The sequence below is a fragment of the Streptomyces sp. NPDC058284 genome (genome assembly GCF_042881135.1).
In the GTDB taxonomy this organism is placed as follows: domain Bacteria; phylum Actinomycetota; class Actinomycetes; order Streptomycetales; family Streptomycetaceae; genus Streptomyces.
Genome location: NZ_JBHVYE010000003.1, coordinates 172,986 through 191,513, shown reverse-complemented (window position 1 = coordinate 191,513; position 18,528 = coordinate 172,986). Strand labels below are relative to the sequence as shown.

General features: G+C 70.6%; 18 protein-coding genes. 11 read left to right on the top strand and 7 right to left on the bottom strand.

Annotated features, from left to right (window positions below; translation table 11 throughout):
- The first annotated feature begins 76 nt into the window (after positions 1-76).
- Positions 77-727 (top strand): CGNR zinc finger domain-containing protein, encoded by a 651-nt coding sequence (locus ACFVYR_RS06850; RefSeq protein WP_384249132.1) that lies wholly within the window; start codon positions 77-79, stop codon positions 725-727.
- On the opposite strand, the gene sodX is transcribed toward ACFVYR_RS06850, so the two are convergent.
- Positions 610-1,044: a nickel-type superoxide dismutase maturation protease gene (gene sodX / locus ACFVYR_RS06845; RefSeq protein ID WP_384249558.1), complete on the bottom strand. Its 435-nt coding sequence runs from the start codon at positions 1,042-1,044 to the stop codon at positions 610-612. The genes ACFVYR_RS06850 and sodX overlap by 118 nt on opposite strands.
- 143 nt (positions 1,045-1,187) lie before the next feature.
- Between sodX and sodN the strand changes: the two genes are divergently transcribed.
- The 5 genes from sodN to ACFVYR_RS06820 all read left to right on the top strand — a co-directional run bounded on the left by sodN (position 1,188) and on the right by ACFVYR_RS06820 (position 5,844).
- The gene (gene sodN, locus ACFVYR_RS06840; RefSeq protein ID WP_164560667.1) at positions 1,188-1,583 is read left to right on the top strand and encodes a superoxide dismutase, Ni; all 396 of its coding nucleotides are present in this window, start codon (positions 1,188-1,190) and stop codon (positions 1,581-1,583) included.
- Between the two features lie 250 nt (positions 1,584-1,833).
- Positions 1,834-2,340, top strand: coding sequence for a GAF domain-containing protein (locus tag ACFVYR_RS06835; RefSeq protein ID WP_384249136.1), 507 nt, complete (start codon positions 1,834-1,836; stop codon positions 2,338-2,340).
- Positions 2,337-2,564: an ANTAR domain-containing protein gene (locus ACFVYR_RS06830; RefSeq protein WP_384249138.1), complete on the top strand. Its 228-nt coding sequence runs from the start codon at positions 2,337-2,339 to the stop codon at positions 2,562-2,564. The genes ACFVYR_RS06835 and ACFVYR_RS06830 overlap by 4 nt, the downstream gene beginning before the upstream one ends.
- Positions 2,565-2,652: 88 nt before the next feature.
- The gene (locus tag ACFVYR_RS06825; protein ID WP_384249141.1) at positions 2,653-3,432 is read left to right on the top strand and encodes an ANTAR domain-containing protein; all 780 of its coding nucleotides are present in this window, start codon (positions 2,653-2,655) and stop codon (positions 3,430-3,432) included.
- Positions 3,433-3,654: 222 nt separating this feature from the next.
- A complete protein-coding gene (locus ACFVYR_RS06820; RefSeq protein ID WP_384249143.1) occupies positions 3,655-5,844 on the top strand; it encodes a GTP-binding protein in 2,190 nt (729 codons plus the stop codon).
- 24 nt (positions 5,845-5,868) lie between these two features.
- Here ACFVYR_RS06820 and ACFVYR_RS06815 read toward each other — a convergent pair whose 3' ends face one another.
- On the bottom strand, positions 5,869-6,801 hold the full coding sequence (locus ACFVYR_RS06815; RefSeq protein WP_384249145.1) for a sigma-70 family RNA polymerase sigma factor: 933 nt from the start codon (positions 6,799-6,801) through the stop codon (positions 5,869-5,871).
- A 152-nt stretch (positions 6,802-6,953) separates the two neighbouring features.
- Between ACFVYR_RS06815 and ACFVYR_RS06810 the strand changes: the two genes are divergently transcribed.
- Positions 6,954-7,862 (top strand): aminoglycoside phosphotransferase family protein, encoded by a 909-nt coding sequence (locus ACFVYR_RS06810; protein ID WP_384249148.1) that lies wholly within the window; start codon positions 6,954-6,956, stop codon positions 7,860-7,862.
- Between the two features lie 67 nt (positions 7,863-7,929).
- Here the strand turns inward: ACFVYR_RS06810 and ACFVYR_RS06805 are convergent, their stop codons facing one another.
- From ACFVYR_RS06805 to ACFVYR_RS06785, 5 genes are all read right to left on the bottom strand, one after another.
- Positions 7,930-8,559, bottom strand: coding sequence for an HAD-IA family hydrolase (locus tag ACFVYR_RS06805; RefSeq protein ID WP_384249150.1), 630 nt, complete (start codon positions 8,557-8,559; stop codon positions 7,930-7,932).
- A gap of 202 nt (positions 8,560-8,761) precedes the next feature.
- The gene (locus ACFVYR_RS06800; RefSeq protein ID WP_384249152.1) at positions 8,762-9,421 is read right to left on the bottom strand and encodes a hypothetical protein; all 660 of its coding nucleotides are present in this window, start codon (positions 9,419-9,421) and stop codon (positions 8,762-8,764) included.
- Positions 9,422-9,877: 456 nt separating this feature from the next.
- Positions 9,878-10,555: a GNAT family N-acetyltransferase gene (locus ACFVYR_RS06795; RefSeq protein WP_384249155.1), complete on the bottom strand. Its 678-nt coding sequence runs from the start codon at positions 10,553-10,555 to the stop codon at positions 9,878-9,880.
- Between the two features lie 249 nt (positions 10,556-10,804).
- Positions 10,805-12,010, bottom strand: coding sequence for a family 2 encapsulin nanocompartment cargo protein polyprenyl transferase (locus ACFVYR_RS06790; protein ID WP_384249157.1), 1,206 nt, complete (start codon positions 12,008-12,010; stop codon positions 10,805-10,807).
- Between the two features lie 102 nt (positions 12,011-12,112).
- Positions 12,113-13,519, bottom strand: coding sequence for a family 2B encapsulin nanocompartment shell protein (locus ACFVYR_RS06785; RefSeq protein ID WP_384249159.1), 1,407 nt, complete (start codon positions 13,517-13,519; stop codon positions 12,113-12,115).
- Positions 13,520-13,702: 183 nt separating this feature from the next.
- Here ACFVYR_RS06785 and ACFVYR_RS06780 point away from each other — a divergent pair, with 183 nt between their 5' ends.
- The 4 genes from ACFVYR_RS06780 to ACFVYR_RS06765 all read left to right on the top strand — a co-directional run bounded on the left by ACFVYR_RS06780 (position 13,703) and on the right by ACFVYR_RS06765 (position 18,420).
- Positions 13,703-16,336, top strand: a complete 2,634-nt coding sequence (locus ACFVYR_RS06780; protein ID WP_384249162.1) for a phosphatidylglycerol lysyltransferase domain-containing protein — start codon at positions 13,703-13,705, stop codon at positions 16,334-16,336.
- Positions 16,337-16,464: 128 nt separating this feature from the next.
- Positions 16,465-16,701 carry a hypothetical protein gene (locus ACFVYR_RS06775; protein WP_384249164.1) on the top strand — a complete coding sequence of 79 codons (237 nt, stop codon included), beginning with the start codon at positions 16,465-16,467 and terminating at the stop codon, positions 16,699-16,701.
- 139 nt (positions 16,702-16,840) lie between these two features.
- Positions 16,841-17,431: an N-acetylmuramoyl-L-alanine amidase gene (locus tag ACFVYR_RS06770; RefSeq protein WP_384249167.1), complete on the top strand. Its 591-nt coding sequence runs from the start codon at positions 16,841-16,843 to the stop codon at positions 17,429-17,431.
- 74 nt (positions 17,432-17,505) lie between these two features.
- Positions 17,506-18,420 (top strand): 1-aminocyclopropane-1-carboxylate deaminase/D-cysteine desulfhydrase, encoded by a 915-nt coding sequence (locus ACFVYR_RS06765; protein WP_384249169.1) that lies wholly within the window; start codon positions 17,506-17,508, stop codon positions 18,418-18,420.
- Positions 18,421-18,528 lie beyond the last annotated feature (108 nt).

Sequence of the window (18,528 nt, the reverse complement as noted above, 5' to 3'; positions counted from 1 at the left end):
CGTAATACCCTGGTACCGCAATCGGCTATTACCGGCCGACGAGATGAACCCTAGCCCGCCCCCGTAAGGACTACAAGTGGAACTGGCCTATTACTCGGACTACGCCGTACGCCTGGTCAACAGCGAGGAGCCGGGCCGCAACAAGGACACGCTGACGTCCGTCGAGGCGATCAGGGAGCTCTTCGGGCCAAGCACGCAGATGGCCCGCCGCGCGACCGACTCCGACGTCACCCGCTTCCGCTCCGTACGCGGCAGGCTCCGGGCGGTCTTCGAGGCGGCGGACGGCGGTGACGAGACGCTCGCGGTCGACCTGCTGAACTCACTGCTCCTGGAGTTCCCCGTCAGCCCGCAGATCTCGGGCCACGACCACCGGGACGACGACGGCCGCCCGCTGTGGCACATGCACCTGGCGGACCACCCCTCGAACGCGACGGCGGGGTACGCCGCGATCGCCGCCATGGGCCTCGCCTTCCACCTCACCGAGCACGGCGTGGAACGCCTCGGCCTGTGCGAGGCCGCGCCGTGCCGCAACGCCTACCTCGACACGTCGACGAACCGCTCCCGGCGCTACTGCTCGGACCGCTGCGCGACCCGCGCCAACGTCGCCGCCTACCGCGCCCGCAAGCGCCTGGAGACGGAACGATCCGCCGGCACCGGCCGTACGGCACCCAGCGCCCAGCGCACCAGCGCGAACGGCGAGCGGCGGCCCGGCGCGGGCGGGCGGTAGCGGAACTGCACCTTCCCGAGGACGAGCTCCTCGGGGACGACGCCGTAGTCCGTGCTGTCCCCGCCCGCGAAGGCGTTGTCGCCGAGCACCCACCAGCCGCCCTCGCGCCGCTCCGTGGCCCGCTTGACGACCAGCAGGTCCTGCTGGAAGGGATGGCACAGGATCACCACGTCACCCGGACGTACGCGCGCCCCCCAGCGCACGAGCAACCGGTCCCCGTGCCGCAGCGTCGGCACCATCGAAGGACCCGTCACCTCCGCCGCGCCCCACGGCACAAGGGCCTTTCCGCGCTCGCTCTCCTGCGACAGCTCCGGCATCACCGGCACCTCCCCGGTCCTATCCTCCACCAGTCCCAGTCTGACCCTGGACTTTTGTCCTAAGCCCATGGGGGCACCCGCGAAAACCCGCCTCTCACGGAGTAATGTCCCACCTGAGAAGACGATCACGAGGAGGACAGCACATGCTTTCCCGCCTGTTTGCCCCCAAGGTGAAGGTCAGCGCCCACTGCGACCTGCCCTGCGGTGTGTACGACCCGGCCCAGGCCCGCATCGAGGCGGAGTCGGTCAAGGCCGTGCAGGAGAAGATGGCCGGCAACGACGACGCGCACTTCCAGGCGCGCGCCACGGTCATCAAGGAACAGCGCGCCGAGCTCGCCAAGCACCACGTCTCGGTGCTCTGGAGCGACTACTTCAAGCCCCCGCACTTCGAGAAGTACCCGGAGCTGCACCAGCTGGTCAACGACACCCTCAAGGCCCTCTCGGCCGCGAAGGGCTCGACCGACCCGGCCACGGGCCAGAAGGCGCTGGACTACATCGCCCAGATCGACAAGATCTTCTGGGAGACCAAGAAGGCCTGATCGCCGTCCGAGCCGTCGACCTGCTGCTGAGCGGGTCGTCACGCCTCTTCGACCGCACCCGGTCCGCCCACCGCCGAGAGAACGGCGCCCATGGCGGGCCGGGTGCGGTTCTGCGTCGGGCCCCTTGGCGGGCCGCCGCCGAACAGCCGCCGAATGGCTGCCGGACGACCGCCGCATGAGCGCTGGACGGCCGGTGGACGCGGCGAGCCTGTGGGAAGGTAGAGCCACATCACTGGGAGGTGGGTGGGACATGCTGGAGCCGCCACGCGAGGAGCTGTTGGCCTCCGCATTCGTCGACCTCGCCGACACCCTGGTGCAGGATTTCGACGTCATCGGTTTCCTGCACTCGCTCGCCGAGCACTGCGTCGCCCTGCTGGACGTCGCGGCCGCCGGAGTACTGCTCGCCACTCCGGACGGACGGCTGGTGGACGCCGCGGCGTCGGACGAGCGCACGCGTCAGCTCGAGCTCGCCAGCATCGAGTGGGACGAGGGCCCCTGCAGGGACTGCTACCGCACCGGGGTCCAGGTCCCCGACGTACCGCTGGCGTCCGCCGCGGCCCGGATGCGGTGGCCGCGGTTCTCGCCGCGGGCCGTCGAGACGGGATTCACCTCGGTCGTGGCCGCGCCGCTGCGGCTGCACGACCAGGTCATCGGGGCGCTCAACCTCTTCCGGGACCGCTCAGCGACTCCCAGGTGCGGCTCGGCCAGGCGCTGGCCGACACCGCCACCATCGGGGTCCTGCAACAGCGGGCGGTGAGTGAGCAGATGACGGTGTCCGCGCAGCTGCAGGCCGCTCTGGACAGCCGCATCATCATCGAACAGGCCAAGGGCTACCTGGCGCACCGTCGCGACACCGGCGTAGAGGAGGCATTCACCCTCATGCGCCGTTACGCACGCAGCCACCAGATGCGACTCACCGAGATCGCCCGCCAGGTCCTGCAGGGGACAGCCGACGCCTCGCTCCTCAGGCGCGATCCGTGAAGCGTCGGCCCATCGGCGCTGACTGGTGGGCCGGCCCTGGGTCGTGTCCGCCAAGTCACGCCACCGCACCGGGAACGGAGGGTGTCCGGTGACCCATCCGGTGATGGCCGACTACCTGCGTGCCCTCAGCTCGCACAAGGGGCCGGGCCTCGCGCCGCTCCCGCTGGAGGCCTGCGCCGACATGCTGGGCCTGGACGGTCTCGGCCTGCTGCTGTCCCCGGGAGGCGGCCCCGCCGAGCTGGTGCAGTCCTTCGGGGCACGCTCGCTCGCCCTTGAGGACCTCCAGCAGGTCCAGGGCCAGGGCCCCAGCCTGGACGCGGCCCGGCACGGCGCGCTGCTCCTGCTGCCCGACGTGAGCGACGGCTCCACCTTCGCACCCGAACGCTGGCCCGGTCTGCCCGTCGCCATCCAGGGTCTCGGCGTACGCGCGGTGTTCTCCTTCCCGCTGCGTATCGGGGTCATCTCGCTCGGCGCCCTCACCGGTCACCGCACGCGTCCCGGCGCAATGACCACCGAGCAGCTCACCGAGGCGTTCCGGCTGGCCGACACCATCGCGCAGATCGCCATCGCCACCGCCGCCGACGCCGGGCTCCCGCAGGCCCCGCTGCTCGACGATCCCGGCCTGCACTTCGCCGAGGTCCACCAGGCCACCGGCATGCTCGCCGCCCAGCTGGAGACCGACTGCGACCACGCCCTGGTCCGGCTGCGCGGTTACGCCTACAGCCACGACCGCCCGCTCCTCGATGTCGCCCGTGACGTCCTGGCCCGCCGACTGCGTCTGGACGCCAACAACGTCGGCGGGGGCGGCGCGGAGAGCGGCGGCACGGACGGCGGCGGCACGGCGGGCGGCGGCACGGGTCCGTCCTGACCCTCGCCCGCCACGCACGGGCCGTACGCGCGGGCCGTACGCACCTGCCGTACGCGCGGGCTAAACCATTTGCGGCGCCCGGCCGACCCTGCTGCACTGGTCCTGTCGGAGCCTGCGGGGCCCGGCGCAATCAGCGATGTACCTGCGAAGGAGACGAAATGCGGCGTTCGTGCATGTCCCACACGAAAGGAATTCCCACTTCCGCAAAGGACATGACGGTACGTGCATTCATGTGCTCCGCACTTTCTGAACCTGGGCATCCTGGCCCACATCGACGCCGGTAAGACCAGCCTGACCGAGCGGCTCCTGCATGCCGCAGGAGTGATCGACGAGATCGGCCGCGTCGACGACGGAAACACCCGGACCGACTCACTCGCCCTGGAACGGCAACGCGGCATCACCATCAAGTCCGCCGTCGTCTCCTTCGTCATCGAGGCGCCGCGAGGGGGCGCGCGGGACGGTACGCCGGGCGACGGCACGGCGGGCGACGGTATGCCCGGCGACGGCGTCACGGTCAATCTGATCGACACCCCCGGCCACCCGGACTTCATCGCCGAGGTGGAGCGGGTCCTGAGTGTGCTCGACGGCGCCGTGCTCGTGATCTCCGCCGTGGAGGGCGTCCAGGCGCAGACCCGCGTCCTGCTGCGGACGCTGCGGCGGCTGCGCATCCCCACGCTGATCTTCGTCAACAAGGCGGACCGCCGCGGCGCGCGGTACGAGGGCGTCCTGCGGCACATCGCCGAGCGGCTGACCCCGGACATCGTCCCGATGGGCACGGTTTCCGGCCTCGGGACGCGCGAGGCCGACTTCACCGCGTACGCCGCGCATCCCCGTGCGGGAACGGGGCCGAAGAACCACACCGCCCGCCTCACCGACCTGCTCACCAGCCACGACGACGCGCTCCTCGCCGCGTACCTCGACGACGCGACGTCCCTCTCCTACGACCGTCTCCGCACCGAACTGGCCCGTCAGACCCGTCGCGCGCTCGTGCACCCGGTGTTCTTCGGCTCGGCCGTGACGGGGATGGGAGTCGCGGAACTGATGGACGGCATCAGGGAGTTGCTGCCCTCTTCGCCCGGCGATGCCGAAGGGCCGGTCTCCGGGAGCGTCTTCAAGGTCGAGCGCGGCGCGGCCGGGGAGAAGATCGCGTACGTACGGATGTTCTCTGGCACGGTCCGCACGCGTGACCGCCTGGACATCACGACCTACGGGGAGCACGGTCACGCGACCCGCCGCGAGGGCAAGGTCACCGCCGTCAACGTCTTCGACCGGGGCACGGACGTGCGCGGCCCCGAGGTCAGGGCGGGGCGGATCGGCAGGCTCTGGGGGCTCGGCGACATCCGGATCGGGGACGTGATCGGCGTGCCGGGTGAGGGGGTCGGGCCCAGCGCCCACTTCTTCGCGCCGCCGACCCTGGAGACGGTCGTCTCCCCGCTGCGCCCCGCCGACCGCGGCGCCCTGCACCTGGCCCTCACCCAGCTCGCCGAGCAGGACCCGCTGATCGACCTGCGGCAGGACGACATCCGCCAGGAGGTGTCGGTCTCGCTCTACGGCGAAGTCCAGAAGGAGGTCATCCAGGCGACGCTCGCCGAGGACTTCGGGCTCGATGTCGCCTTCCGGGAGACGACGACGATCTGCGTGGAACGGGTCGTCGGCACCGGCTCGGCGTTCGAGCTCATCGACAAGGAGCCCAATCCGTTCCTCGCCACGGTCGGACTGCGGGTGGAGCCCGCGCCGGTCGGCGCCGGTGTGCTGTTCCGGCTCGGCGTCGAGCTCGGTTCGATGCCGTACGCGTTCTTCCGCGCCGTCGAGGAAACCGTCGGGGAGACACTGCGGCAGGGCCTTTACGGCTGGCGCGTCCCCGACTGCGCGGTCACGATGACGCACTGCGGGTACTGGCCGCGGCAGAGCCACGCCCACGGCACCTTCGACAAGAGCATGTCGAGCACAGCGGGAGACTTCCGGAACCTGACGCCGCTCGTGCTGATGGACGCGCTGCGAGCGGCGGGCACGGCGGTGTACGAGCCGATGCACCGCTTCCGGCTCGACGTGCCCGCCGACACGGTCGGGGCGGTCCTGCCCGCCCTCGCGCGGCTGCGGGCCGTCCCGCACACGCCGACGGCGGCCGGGGCGTCGTACCGCCTGGAAGGGGACGTACCCGCGCAGCGCGTGCACGCGCTGGAACAGTTGCTCCCCGGACTGACGCGCGGCGAGGCCGAGTTGGAGACGGCCTTCGACCACTACGAGCCGGTACGCGGCGACACGCCCCCGACGCGCGAGCGGACGGACCACGACCCGCTCAACCGCAAGGAGTACCTGTTGCGAGTGGTGCGCCGGACGAGCGGCGGGGGACGCGAGGGGCAGGGGAGTCGGGCGGCGCGGGGGAGCCGGGAGGGCGCCGTGGGGCATTGACGCCCTCCTTGGATCAGGTCGTGATCAGGCGCCCACCGCAGGAAGGTTGAGCCGCTTCAGCCGCGCGATGTCCGCGATGATGTTGATCTCCGCGATCCTGCCGTCCACCACCGTGAAGGCTCCCAGCGCGACCGCCTCGCCGCCGGGCATCCCGACCATGCCGGGCAGGCCGTTGATCAGCACGAGATGCTGGTCGGCGGCGACCCGCGCGAACATCTTCGCCTGCCCGACCACCGCGGCGGCGCCCCGGACCACCTTCGACAGGCCCGAGGACAGCTCGCCGGTGTCCGCACGCAGCACGACGTCCGGGTCGAGGAGTTCGAGCAGCGCGTCGAAGTCGCCGGCGCGCGTGGCGGCCAGCCAGGCCTCGACGACTTCGCGCTGCTTGGCCACATCGGTCTCGGCGGCCGGTGTGGAACCCTGCACGCGGCGGCGCGCCCGGCTTGCCAGCTGTCGCGTCGCCGCCGTCGAACGCTCCACGATGGGCGCGATCTCGTCGAAGGGCACGGCGAACATGTCGTGCAGCACGAACGCGAGCCGCTCGGCGGGCGCCAGCGTGTCGAGTACGACAAGGAGCGCGAGGCCCACCGAGTCGGCGAGCAGCACCTCCTGCTCGGGGTCGACCGTGTCCAGGCGCCTCACGACCGGGTCCGGAATGTGCGTCTCGCCGAAGGTCTGGAGTGAGGCGTCCAGGGAGTCCTCGCGCCGGGACTGCCGCGAGCGCAACTGGTCGAGGCAGATGCGGCCGACGACGGTGGTCAGCCAGCCACCCAGGTTCTGCACCTCCCCCGGCCCCGGGCCGCCCTCGGTGCGGCTCAGCCGGAACCACGCCTCCTGCACCGCGTCCTCGGAGTCGCTCAGCGAGCCGAGCATGCGGTAGGCGACCGCGTTCAGCCGGGGCCTGTGCTCCTCGAACCTTGCCGCGAGCGCGACTTGCGCGGATCCGTTCTCGTCCATCTGTCACTTTCTCCCCTCGCGGCCCGTCATAGGTATGACGAACCCACCCCACACAAACGTGACAACCGAGGAGAACAGTAATGATCACCCGCGCGTGAGCTCCGCCCAGGGCCCCGCCCACCCAAGCCCGTCCACCACCACAGGAGTTGTACGTGAAGATCGACGCCGACCTCGTCCGCCGCCTGCTCGCCGAGCAGTTCCCGCAGTGGGCCGGACTGCCCGTGGCGTCGGTACCGCTGCCCGGCATGGACAACGCGACGTTCCGGCTCGGTGACGACATGTCCGTACGACTGCCCCGGTATCCCCGATGGACCGGGCAGGTCGAGCGCGAGCAGCGGTGGCTTCCATGGCTGGCCCCACAGCTGCCGCTCACCGTCTCGACACCGATCGCCGCGGGCCGCCCCGGACAGGGTTACCCCTTCCCGTGGTCGGTCTACCGCTGGCTGGACGGCGAGGCCGCGACGACCGAAGGACTCGCCGACCCGGTACGCGCGGCGCATGAGCTGGCCGGGTTCGTCCGGGCGTTGCACAAGATCGACGCCACCGGCGGCCCCGCCCCGGACCTGAGCAACGCCTTCCGCGGCGAGCGCGTGGGCACCGAATGTGACGCACTGGCCGCCGACTCCCTCGTACGGTCCAAGATCACGAAACTGGCCGGCATCGTCGACACGGACGCCGTCACGGCGGTCTGGGAGGCGGCTCTGGCGGCGCCCGCGTGGGACCGCGATCCGGTGTGGCTGCACGGAGACCTCGCGACCGGCAATCTCCTCGCCGTCGACGGCCACCTGAGCGCCGTCATCGACTTCGGCACGCTCGCCGTCGGCGACCCGGCCTGCGACCTGATCCCCACCTGGATGTTCCTGCCCGCCGAGGCGCGCGAGGCGTTCCGCGCGGCGGTCGACATGGATGACGCGACGTGGGCCCGCGCCCGCGGCCTGGCACTCGCCGGATCGTTGCCGGTGCCCGACGACCCGTTCTTCGCCGTCCCCGCGCGGGTGACAGCGGCCCTGCGACACCTGAACGCGGTGCTCGACGACTTCGCGGAGTACGCGCGTACGTAGAGGTGGGCGGGATGGGCGGGATGGGCGGGGTGGGCGGGGTGGGCCGGGCGGGCGGCGTGCGCACCGGTCAGATCAGCGGGGCCAGCGCCGTTCGCAGGTCGGCCGGTTCGCGGTAGAGCAGGCCGGTCATCCCGAGCGCGACGGCGGCCTTCACGTTCTCCTGCCGGTCGTCCACGAAGAGGCACCGGTCCGGGGCGGCACCGGCCCGCTCCGCCGCCTCCTCGTACATGCGGCGGTCCGGTTTGGTGATGCCGATGTCGGCGCTGCTGATCACGTCGTGCAGGAACCCGTCCGGGCCGGTCAGACCCAGCTGAGCGAGGTCGTCGGCGAGCCACGGAGTCGCGTTCGTGACGAGCAGGACGGGCACCCCGGCCGCGCGGACCTGCCTGAGCAATCCCACGACCACCTCATCGGCCCGGAACTTGGCCTGCGCCAGCGTCATCCCGAGCTCATACCCGCGCGCCCACGACACCCGGTCGGCGAGCCCGTCCGCGATCGACTCGACCCACCGCTCCTTGGTGATCTCACCACGCATCAACGGCATGTCGGTCTCGGGCCGGAAGGCCACCTCGGCCGTGCTGCCCCGCACCAGACCGGCCGAGCGCTCCAGCTCCTCCAGCTCCGTCATGTCGTAGAAGCGGATCACCCCGTCGAGATCACTCAGTACGACATCGAACGCCCGTCCGCAGATCGTCATCACACGTGTCTATCACGTGCCCCAGGGTGACCTTGCGGAGCGTCCGGTGCGGTGCTCGGGCGCGGACGGGGGCGCGGCCTGGGCATGGGCGTGAGCCGGGGCTGGGCGTGAGCCGGGGGCCCGGGGGTTCGGGGGCCGGGCGTGAGCCGAGGAGTCTGGGGGGTCTGGGCGTGAGCCGAGGCTTGGGCGCGTGTGTCCGCTCTCAGTCCTCGCCGAGCGCGTCACGAACCTTGGCACGTACGCGCTCCTGCTCCTTGCGCACAGCCGCGTACCGGGACTTGTGGCGACGTAGATCCTCACGCTGCTTCTCGTTGCTGACGGCCCACCACACTCCGGCCGTATTCAGCTTCCGGTTGCGCTCCACATCGGCGACAGCCGTGCCCAGTTCCCGCTTCGTACGACTGGTACTGCCGTCCGTCCGCCCCTTGCGCCAAGCCTTGTCCAGGTAGGCCTGCTTCGGGTTCTCGTACCGTTTGAAGCCCTTGTCCACCACACAGCGCGACCAGTCACCGAAGGCCCCCCGCACCCGCCGGTCCTTGGCGACCGCTTTGCCGATCTCCTGCGTACGCCCCTGCACGTACCCCCAGAGCCGCGCAGACGCGGCCGCGTCCCCCATGATCCGCCTCATGGCCTCAGCGGCGCAGCCACCCTTGGGGACCTTGCGTCCGTTCACCTCGGAATGGCCGCCGCGCCCCTCGCCGAGGTCATACAGCACCTCGTACTCCTCCTGCGTCAGCGCCCGCCCCTTCGGCCGCGTCTGCACCTTCACGTCTCTCACACGATCCGGGTCGACGCCATAGCCCCACCGGCGGACATGGTCGAGATTGAGCATCCCGTACGGGGCCACCGTGGTCATCGCCAACGCGACGGTGCTCCTTCCCCCACTGACCTGCGGTTTGGGGTCGAGCGGGAAGTCTGCGAACCCGAGGGACCGCATACACCGCCGCGCCACCCGCTGCCGCGCCTGCCCGATGCGCCTGTTGTCCCGACTGGTGAACTCGTAGTAATCAAGCGGTAGTTCCGGCAGATCACGGACACTCTTCACGCGCGGCACACCGACTCCCCGCGCATCCCCCGGCACGGATCCGGAGTCACCCGACCCAGCACCTCCACCGACTTCGGAATCGACACCGCCACCGCCACCGGCACCGCCACCCGCTCCGGTGCCACAGCCCGCCAACACCGCGCCCACCACGGCGAGTACACCCCATCGCGCTCTCAACACGCGCTCCCCAAACGGCCGACACCAACGATCCGTGGGACCTTACCGGTCGGGCCACCGGACAGCGGGCGCCCGACTGGAATGTCTCCTCACCCGTCAGCCCGACGCCCCGGCCACCCTCGGCTCACGCCACATGGGCCACATGCGTGGGCCGTCCGGCAGATCGAGCGTCGTGCCCATGAAGCTGAATCCGAGTCGTGCGTACAGGTCGCGGCTACGCGTATTGCTCGCCTCCAGATAGGCGTGTCGCCCCTCGCGATCGCAGCGTTCGAGCACACCGGTTACGAGTGCTGTACCGAGCCCTTCGCCCTGCCGATCCGGATGCACGGCTATGAGGTGCAGGTATTCGTGAGCCCTGTCGTTCGGATGAATCGCTTCCGTCAACCGCCCAACCAGCTCCAGGCGTTCATTACCGGGATCCACGACCTGCCGCAGCCACGCGGGCCCGTCCTCAACACCCCCTCGATCACCTCCATCACCTCCGGCACCTCCATCACCTCCGACGTCCCCCGGTCCTTCTCCATCACCCTCAAGCGCCCCCGCCGACACGGACCACCACAGCGCCACGGCCGAGCCGTCCTCGGTGACGTCGACATATCCCTCGCTGAGCGCGATGTGGAAGAAGGCCCGCATCAGCCCTCTGTGCGTGCGCAGGCGGTGCCCCTCCTCGGGGAAGATCCAGCTGCTCACCGGGTCCTGCATGAACGCCGTATCGAGCAGCCGCACCACGTCCTCCCGGTCGCCCTCCCCGGCTCTCCGTATCGCCACACCCACAGCCCGCCCCCAACCACTCGCCCACTTCCGACCACGCGCACACCAGCCCTCAACTCTCGGCCCGGCCACGCCGGTTGCAGCGTAAGTGAATGCCCCCGTCCACAGGGAAGGCCCCCCGCGACTCCACCTCCTCCCCCCTTTGGTCTCCTCTCACCCGTCTCCAGCCGACGCCTCCTCCCGCCCCTCCCCCCTGCGAACTTCCTCCCTCCCTCGCCTCCCCTCTACAGTCCCCGCCCCGCCCCCGCCCCGTCAGTGCGTACGCCGCGTCACGAACTCGGCGAGTGCCAGCAGACCCCCTGCCGACTCCGGGTCCGGGACCGCCCTGGCGAGCTGGCCCACCGCCCGGGACATCCGGTCGGCCGCGTGCACCTGTGCCCAGTCACGACCGCCCGCGCTCTCCACCGCGCGGGCCGCACGTGCCGCATACTCCAGAACTCCTTCCGCCTTGTCGCCCCCCGATGTGTCGCCCCCCGAGGCGCCGTTTCCCGCCCCTGCCTTGCCGGGCAGCCTCCCGTACAGCTCGGCCAGTTCCGCGGCGGCCGGCGTGCCCGACGCCAGGGCCGCGACGACCGGCAGGGACTTCTTCCGGGCCGCGAGATCGGCGCCCGCGGGCTTGCCGGTGCGGCCGGGGTCACCCCAGATGCCGATGACGTCGTCGATGAGCTGGAAAGCGAGCCCCGCCTCCCGGCCGAACCCGTCCAACGCGTCGGCCTCCTCCGCCCCCGCTCCCGCATACACCGCCCCGACCGCACAGGCGCAGCCGAGCAGTGCCCCGGTCTTGGCCTCGGCCATGGCCAGACACTCCTCCAGCGTGACCTCGTCCGGGCTGCGGTCCTCCAGTGCGCAGTCCGCCAGCTGGCCCGCGCAGAGCTCCTCGACGCAGGCGGCGAGGCGTGCTGCCGCCACCGACGCCCCCGGGTGAGGGTCTTCGGCTATCAGCCGCTGCGCCAGTGCCTGCATGGCGTCGCCGGTGAGGATCGCGCCGGCCTCGCCGAACACGGTCCACACGGTGGGCCGGTGCCTGCGTGTGGTGTCGCGGTCCATCACGTCGTCGTGCAGGAGCGTGAAGTTGTGGATCAACTCCACGGCTGCCGCAGCCCGTACAGCCACGGCGGGCTCCCCGCCGAGCGCCCGTACCGCGGTGAGCACGAGCGCCGGCCTGATCGCCTTGCCCGCGTTCCCCGAGGCCGGTGTGCCGTCCGCGTGCTCCCACCCGAAGTGGTAGAGCGCGATCCGGCGCAACGATTCGGGCAGCGAGTCGATCGCCCTGCGCAGCTCCGGATCGACGTGGGTCCGTGCCGAGGCCAGGATCTCCGCGGCCTCGTTCCCCTCGCAGGGTTCGAGGCCGGTTCCCGGCCCCGGGACCCGTGCCGTCCCACCCGCCGGTGTCACTGCCTTGTCTGCCGCGGTGCCCGTCGCGGTGCCTGACGCGGTGTCCGTCGTCGTGTCCGTCATGGACTCACCCCGTGAAGGATGCGGACGGTGGCGGTTCCTCGACCTGTGGGCGCGTACGGAGGGGGTGTACCCCGCGCCACACCCGCGGACACGGCCGCTGGTTCACTCCCAGCGTCCGATCTGGACGTTCTCCAGGACGCCGAGCGCATCGGGTACGAGCACTGCCGCGGAGTAGTACGTCGACACCAGGTACGAGATGATCGCCTGTTCGTTGATGCCCATGAACCGCACCGAAAGGCTCGGTTCGATCTCGTCCGGGATGCCGGTCTGGCGCAGGCCGACGACACCCTGTTCCTCCTCTCCTGTACGCATGCAGATGATGGAGGTCGTACGGGTGTCGGTGATCGGGATCTTGTTGCACGGGAAGATCGGCACCCCACGCCAGGTGGGAATCCTGTTGCCTCCCACATCGATGGTCTCGGGGACGAGTCCCCTCTTGTTGAGTTCGCGGCCGAACGCGGCGATCGCGCGCGGGTGGGCGAGGAAGAGCTTGGATCCGCGCCTTCGGCTGAGCAGTTCGTCCAGGTCGTCGGGGCCGGGGACGCCGTCGTGGGGCTGGATCCGCTGGTCGTACTCGCAGTTGTTCAGGAGGCCGAACTCGCGGTGGTTGATCAGTTCGTGCTCCTGGCGCTCCTTGAGCGCTTCGACGGTCAGCCGCAGCTGGTGTTCCGTCTGGTTCATGGGCTGGTTGTAGAGGTCGGCCACGCGGGTGTGGATGCGCAGCACGGTCTGCGCGACGCTCAGTTCGTACTCACGCGGCGACGATTCGTAGTCCACGAAGGTGCCCGGGAGGACGGCCTCACCGACGTGGCCCGCCGACAGGTCGATGGACGCCTCACCGAACTCATTGGTGCGCTGGGCCGGGATGGACCGCAGCCGCTGGAGGTGGCCGCGCAGCGATTCGCTTCGCTCCGCGACCTGTTCGAGGTCCTGGCGGGGCAGGGTGAGGACGGTGCACGCGGTGACCGCGCGCACGGTGTATTCCCAGATGGTTTCGGAGTCGGTGAGTGCCTGTTCGCCGAAGTAGGAGCCGTCGGCGAGCGTCTCGAGCACCGTGTCGTCCCCGTACGGCCCCGAGCCGATCTTCTCCACGCGGCCGTGCGCGAGCAGGAACACTTCGTTCGCCGGGCTGCCGAAGGAGGTCAGGACCTCCCCGGCGGCGAACTCCCGCTGCTGACACCGCTGCGCCAGCTCCCCCAGCACCTCCTGGTCGTCGAAGGACCGGAGCACCGGCAGCTCACCGAGCTCGGCCGGGATCACCTGTACGCGGTCGGCCGTCTTCACGAAGGTCACCCGGCCGTCGCCGACCGAGTAGCTCAACCTGCGGTTCACCCGGTACGTGCCGCCCTGCACCTGGACCCAGGGCAACATCCGCAGCAGCCAGCGGGAGCTGATCTCCTGCATCTGTGGCGCGGATTTGGTGGTGGTGGCCAGATTCCGCGCGGCGGATGTGCCGAGACTCTGCTGCGGCTTCTCCGACTCAGTACGGATCTCTTCGCCTACCGACATTGGCTTTGCCCTCCCGGATACCTGCGGTGATCTGGTCACCCCAGCCTTCCAGCACGAAGCGTGCCCGCGCCATTACACAAAAGAGCGGGAATGGATCAGGCTCCGGCGGGGCAGGAAGGGCGTTTCCACCCATTCGGCGCAGCTGGGGGTGTGCCGGGCCGGGCAGCCTGATGGGCTCGGGGGATGACGACCCCCGAGGCCTCCGCCGACGCCGGTGCGCAGGAGCCGGCCCCGGCGGCTCCGCTCGCACCGCCGGGCGAGCACGGTCCGGTGCGCTGGCTGCACGCCGCCGGCCGGGCACTCGAACCGGTACGCCGCGCTCCGGTCACCGTGTTCATGGTCGTGGCGCTGTGGGCCGTGGGCGCTCTCACCGCAAGCCTCGGTTCCGGGCCCTCCACCACCCTCCTGAACGATGTCGGCGTGGGCGTGCCCGCACTCGCCGACGGCCGCTGGTGGACCCCGCTCACCTCGATGCTCTGGTGTCCGGGAATCGGCAACTACATCGGCTCCACGCTGCTGTTGCTCCTCGTGGGCTCCGCGGCCGAGCAGCGTATGGGCTCCGTGCGTACCGCCGTCGTATTGGTCCTCGGCCAGGTGCTCGGCTCACTGCTCGGCATCGGCGTCGTCAAGCTGTGCGCGCTGGCCGGTGAGGACTGGCTGAGCGATCTGTCGCACAAGCTGACGGCAACGCCCGGAATCGGCGCCTGTGCCGTCGGCGCCTTCCTCAGCTTCCGGCTCAACGCCCTGTGGCGGCGCAGGCTCCAGCTGTGCCTGATCGTGTTCCCGCTGATGCTCGCGCTGTACGTCGGTCATCTCCAGGGGGTGCTACGGCTGGGCGGCGTGGTCGTGGGTCTGGGGCTCGGTGTGCTCGCCCACCGGCACACGCACCGCCTGCGGATGCCGCACGCCTCCCACTCCGAGGGCCGGGTCCTGGTGGCCCTCGTGGTGGCCGCCTCCGCCGTCGGCCCGCTCATCGCCACGCTCTACAAGGACTCCTACGGCCCGTTCAACGTCCTCGATCTGTACGTCTCCGGAGGTCCGGGCCCCCAGGAGGTCGCGGACGCCTGCGTCCGGGCGGGCAGTACGGACTGCGCCCGCGTCCACGCCCAGGACCACTTCTACGGGTCCCCCGCGATGCTCATGGGGATCGCCATCCCCTTGCTGCTGCTCGTACTCGCCGAGGGGCTTCGTCGCGGGCTGCGGCCGTCCTGGCGGATCACCGTGGCCTCTCAGGTGGTGTGGCTGGGGCTCATGGCGTATCTGCTGAGCGACGTCGTCTCACATCCGGACCGGTACGTCCTGGAGGGCAGCGACCTGTCCGACCGGAAGGCCGCGATGATCCAGTCGGTCAGCGAGCAGATGATGCTTCCGCTGCTGGTCCTGGTGCTGCTCCTCTTCGCCCGGCACCTCTTCGACCAGCGCCTTTCGCGGACCACCGTGGGGTGGCTCGCGGGGGCCGCGGGCGGCACGTTTCTGCTGTCCTGCCTGGCATACGTGGGTATCGGTTACGCGGTGCGTGACCAGTTCACGCCCACCGCGACGTTCTCGAAGCTGATCGCGGGCATCCCCGCACAGTTCCTGCCGCCCAGCTACGAACCGTTCTTCTTCCGCGGCCGGGCCCCCGTCCCGATCGGCGGCACGGCGCTGTCCCTGTACGAGTACTGCGGAATGCTGTTCTGGGTGGTCACCCTGATCGCTCTCTTCATGGCGTTCCGGCGGCCACTCCTGCACGCCGACCCAGACGCGGCCACGCGCGCGCGTGCGCTGCTCGCCGCGCACGGGGGCTCCACGCTCTCGTATCTGACGACGTGGCCGGGCAACCACTACTGGTTCTCGGCGGACGGCCGGGCCGCTGTGGCCTACCGCGTGCACTCCACGGTCGCACTCACGACGGGTGGCCCCTTCGGGGTGCCGTCCGCGCGCGGGGAGGCGATCGGCGGTTTCGCCGCGTACTGCGACCGGCGCGGCTGGACACCGTGCTTCTACAGCGTGACGGCCGATGTCAGGGCCCGTACGGATGCGCTGGGCTGGAGCTCGGTACAGGTCGCCGAGGACACCGTCGTGCCGTTGCCGCAGCTGGCCTTCACCGGCAAGAAGTGGCAGGACGTCCGCACGGCCATGAACAAGGCCAGGAAGGAGGGCATCACCGCGGAGTGGCACACGTTCCCGGAGGCTCCCCTCGCCCTCACCGACCAGATCCGCTCGATCTCCGAGGAGTGGGTGGCGGACAAGGGCCTTCCGGAGATGGGCTTCACGCTCGGCGGCCTCGACGAGCTCGACGACCCCCATGTGCGCTGCCTGCTCGCGGTCGACGAGGACCGCACGGTGCATGGCATCACGAGCTGGATGCCTGTCTACGGAGACGCCGGAAACACCACAGTCGAGGAAACCGGGGAGGCCGCCGGCAGCCCGTCGGCCCCGCCCGTGGGCTGGACCCTGGACTTCATGCGGCGCCGCTCCGACGGGTTCCGCGGCTCGATGGAGTTCCTGATCGCGTCCGCCGCGCTCGGCTTCAAGGAGGAGGGCGCGCAGTTCCTCAGCCTCTCCGGAGCACCGCTGGCCCGCTCCGACACCGCGAAGCCGCCCGCCGCTCTGCAACGCCTGCTGGACTACGCGGGCCGCACCCTGGAGCCGGTCTACGGTTTCCGTTCCCTGCTCAACTTCAAGGCGAAGTTCCAGCCCGAGTACCGGCCCCTGTACATGTGCTACCGGGACCCGGCGGCCCTGCCCAACATCACACGGGCGATCGGCAAGGCGTACCTGCCGCACATGAAGCCGGCCCAGGGAGTGCGCCTCATGCGCAGACTGACCGCCTAGACGCGGACCACGCGCCCCTGACAAGGCCCGGCGACCAGGTCCGGGAACTCAAGGCTCCGCACGACCGTTGTACCCCTCGCGGGATCCGTACCATCCGCACCCTTCGTACCAACCGGCAGGAGAAGGCAATGGCAGGCTTCCTGGATCGCGCCAAAGAGCAGGCCCAGCGGGGCCTCACCCAGGGCAAGCAGAAGATCGACGAGGTGCAGGAGAAGCGCGCGGGCGACGCCCTCCTGAAGAAGCTCGGCGCCGCGTACTACGCGGAGCGTCGGGGCACCGGCTCGCCCCAGGACACCCAGCAGGCGCTGACCGCCCTGGAGGCCCACATCGCGACGAACGGCGACGGGTTCCTGCGGGGCAACTGACCGGATCGGCTCGCACAGCGCCCGAACAGGCCCCGGGCCGCTACCGAACAGCTGGTGACACCGCCGGAGTTCCGGTACAAGCAGGGCGTACGAGGCGGCCCGCGACAGGCGGCCGTCGCGCCCTGCGAAGAAGGCCGCCATGTCCCCACCCATGTCCGCGGGCAGGTTTCTGGACATCTTGCGAGACGAAGGCGTGACCGTCGTCGAAGTCGGCGACTGGGAGCACCACAACCGCAACCACAAGGGCCCCTGGGGCCCCGTGCACGGCGTGGTGATCCACCACACCGTGACCTCGGGCAGCGAGCGCACCGTGGAGATCTGCCGTGAAGGCTCCCCCGCGCTCCCCGGGCCGCTCTGCCACGGCGTCATCACCAAGGACGGCCGCGTCCACCTCGTCGGCTACGGCCGCGCCAATCACGCGGGCCTCGGCGACGACGACGTGCTCCGCGCCGTCATCGCCGAGAAGCGGCTGCCTCCGGACAACGAGGCGAACACCGACGGCAACCGCCACTTCTACGGCTTCGAGTGCGAAAATCTCGGCGACGGCGAGGACCCCTGGCCCGACGAGCAGCTGGAGGCGATCGAGAAGGTCTCGGCCGCCGTCTGCCGCCACCACGGCTGGACGGAACGCTCGGTGATCGGCCACCTGGAGTGGCAGCCGGGCAAGATCGACCCGCGCGGCTTCACGATGGACTGGATGCGCAAGCGCATCGAAGAACGCCTCAAGTAGTTCCGAGGGACGCCCGGGGAGCCCCGGCACAGGGCTCCCCTGCCGTACGGCACGCCACGGGAGACAATGACGGGGTGTGTCCCGACCCGCCCGCCGGCCTGCGCCCCCGACTGCCGTCCCCGCTGCAGCGCGTGGAGGACGAGCGCTTCGCCCGGCGCGGCGTCCGCCTGCTGCTCAAGCGCGATGACCTGATCCACCCGGACCTGCCGGGCAACAAGTTCCGCAAACTCGTCCTGAACCTGCGCGCGGCGGCCGACGCGGGGCACGACACCCTCCTCACCTTCGGTGGCGCCTACTCCAACCACCTGCGCGCCACCGCCGCCGCGGGCCGCCTCCTGGGCTTCTCGACGATCGGCGTCGTACGCGGCGACGAGCTCGCCGGGCGCCCCCTGAATCCGTCCCTGACGCGCTGCGCGGCCGACGGCATGCGCCTGCACTTCGTCGACCGGACGACGTACCGGCAGAAGACCGAGCCGGACACCCTGGCGGCACTCCTGCGCGCGACACACGCCCAGGACGCGTATGTGATCCCCGAGGGCGGCAGCAACTCCCTTGCCGTACGGGGCTGCACGGCGCTCGGTGAGGAGCTGCGCGAGCACACCGACGTGGCGGCCGTGGCATGCGGCACCGGCGGCACCCTCGCGGGCCTGGCCGCCGGGCTCGGCCCGGACCGGCAGGCCCTGGGCATACCCGTCCTCAAGGGCGGTTTCCTGGATGCCGACATAGCGGCCCTGCAGCGGCGGACCTTCGGCGAGCCGACCGCCAACTGGCGCCTGGACGAACGCTTCCACTGCGGCGGCTACGCCCGCACCCCGCCCGAACTCATCGCCTTCGCCGAGGACTTCGAGGCCCGCCACGGCCACACGACCGGCCTCTCCGTGGAGCGGCTCTACGTCGCCAAGCTCCTGTACGCCCTGACCGCACTCTCCGAAGAGGGCGCCTTCCCGCCCGGCACTCGTCTCACGGCGGTCATCACCGGTACCCCCTGAGAGCCTGTGTCATATCCCCGGGGGACCCCACCCAGGACTTCCCGGCGCCTTGCGATCGCACGCACCAGACGACGCCCACTGATCCGACCGGGGATATGACACAGGCTC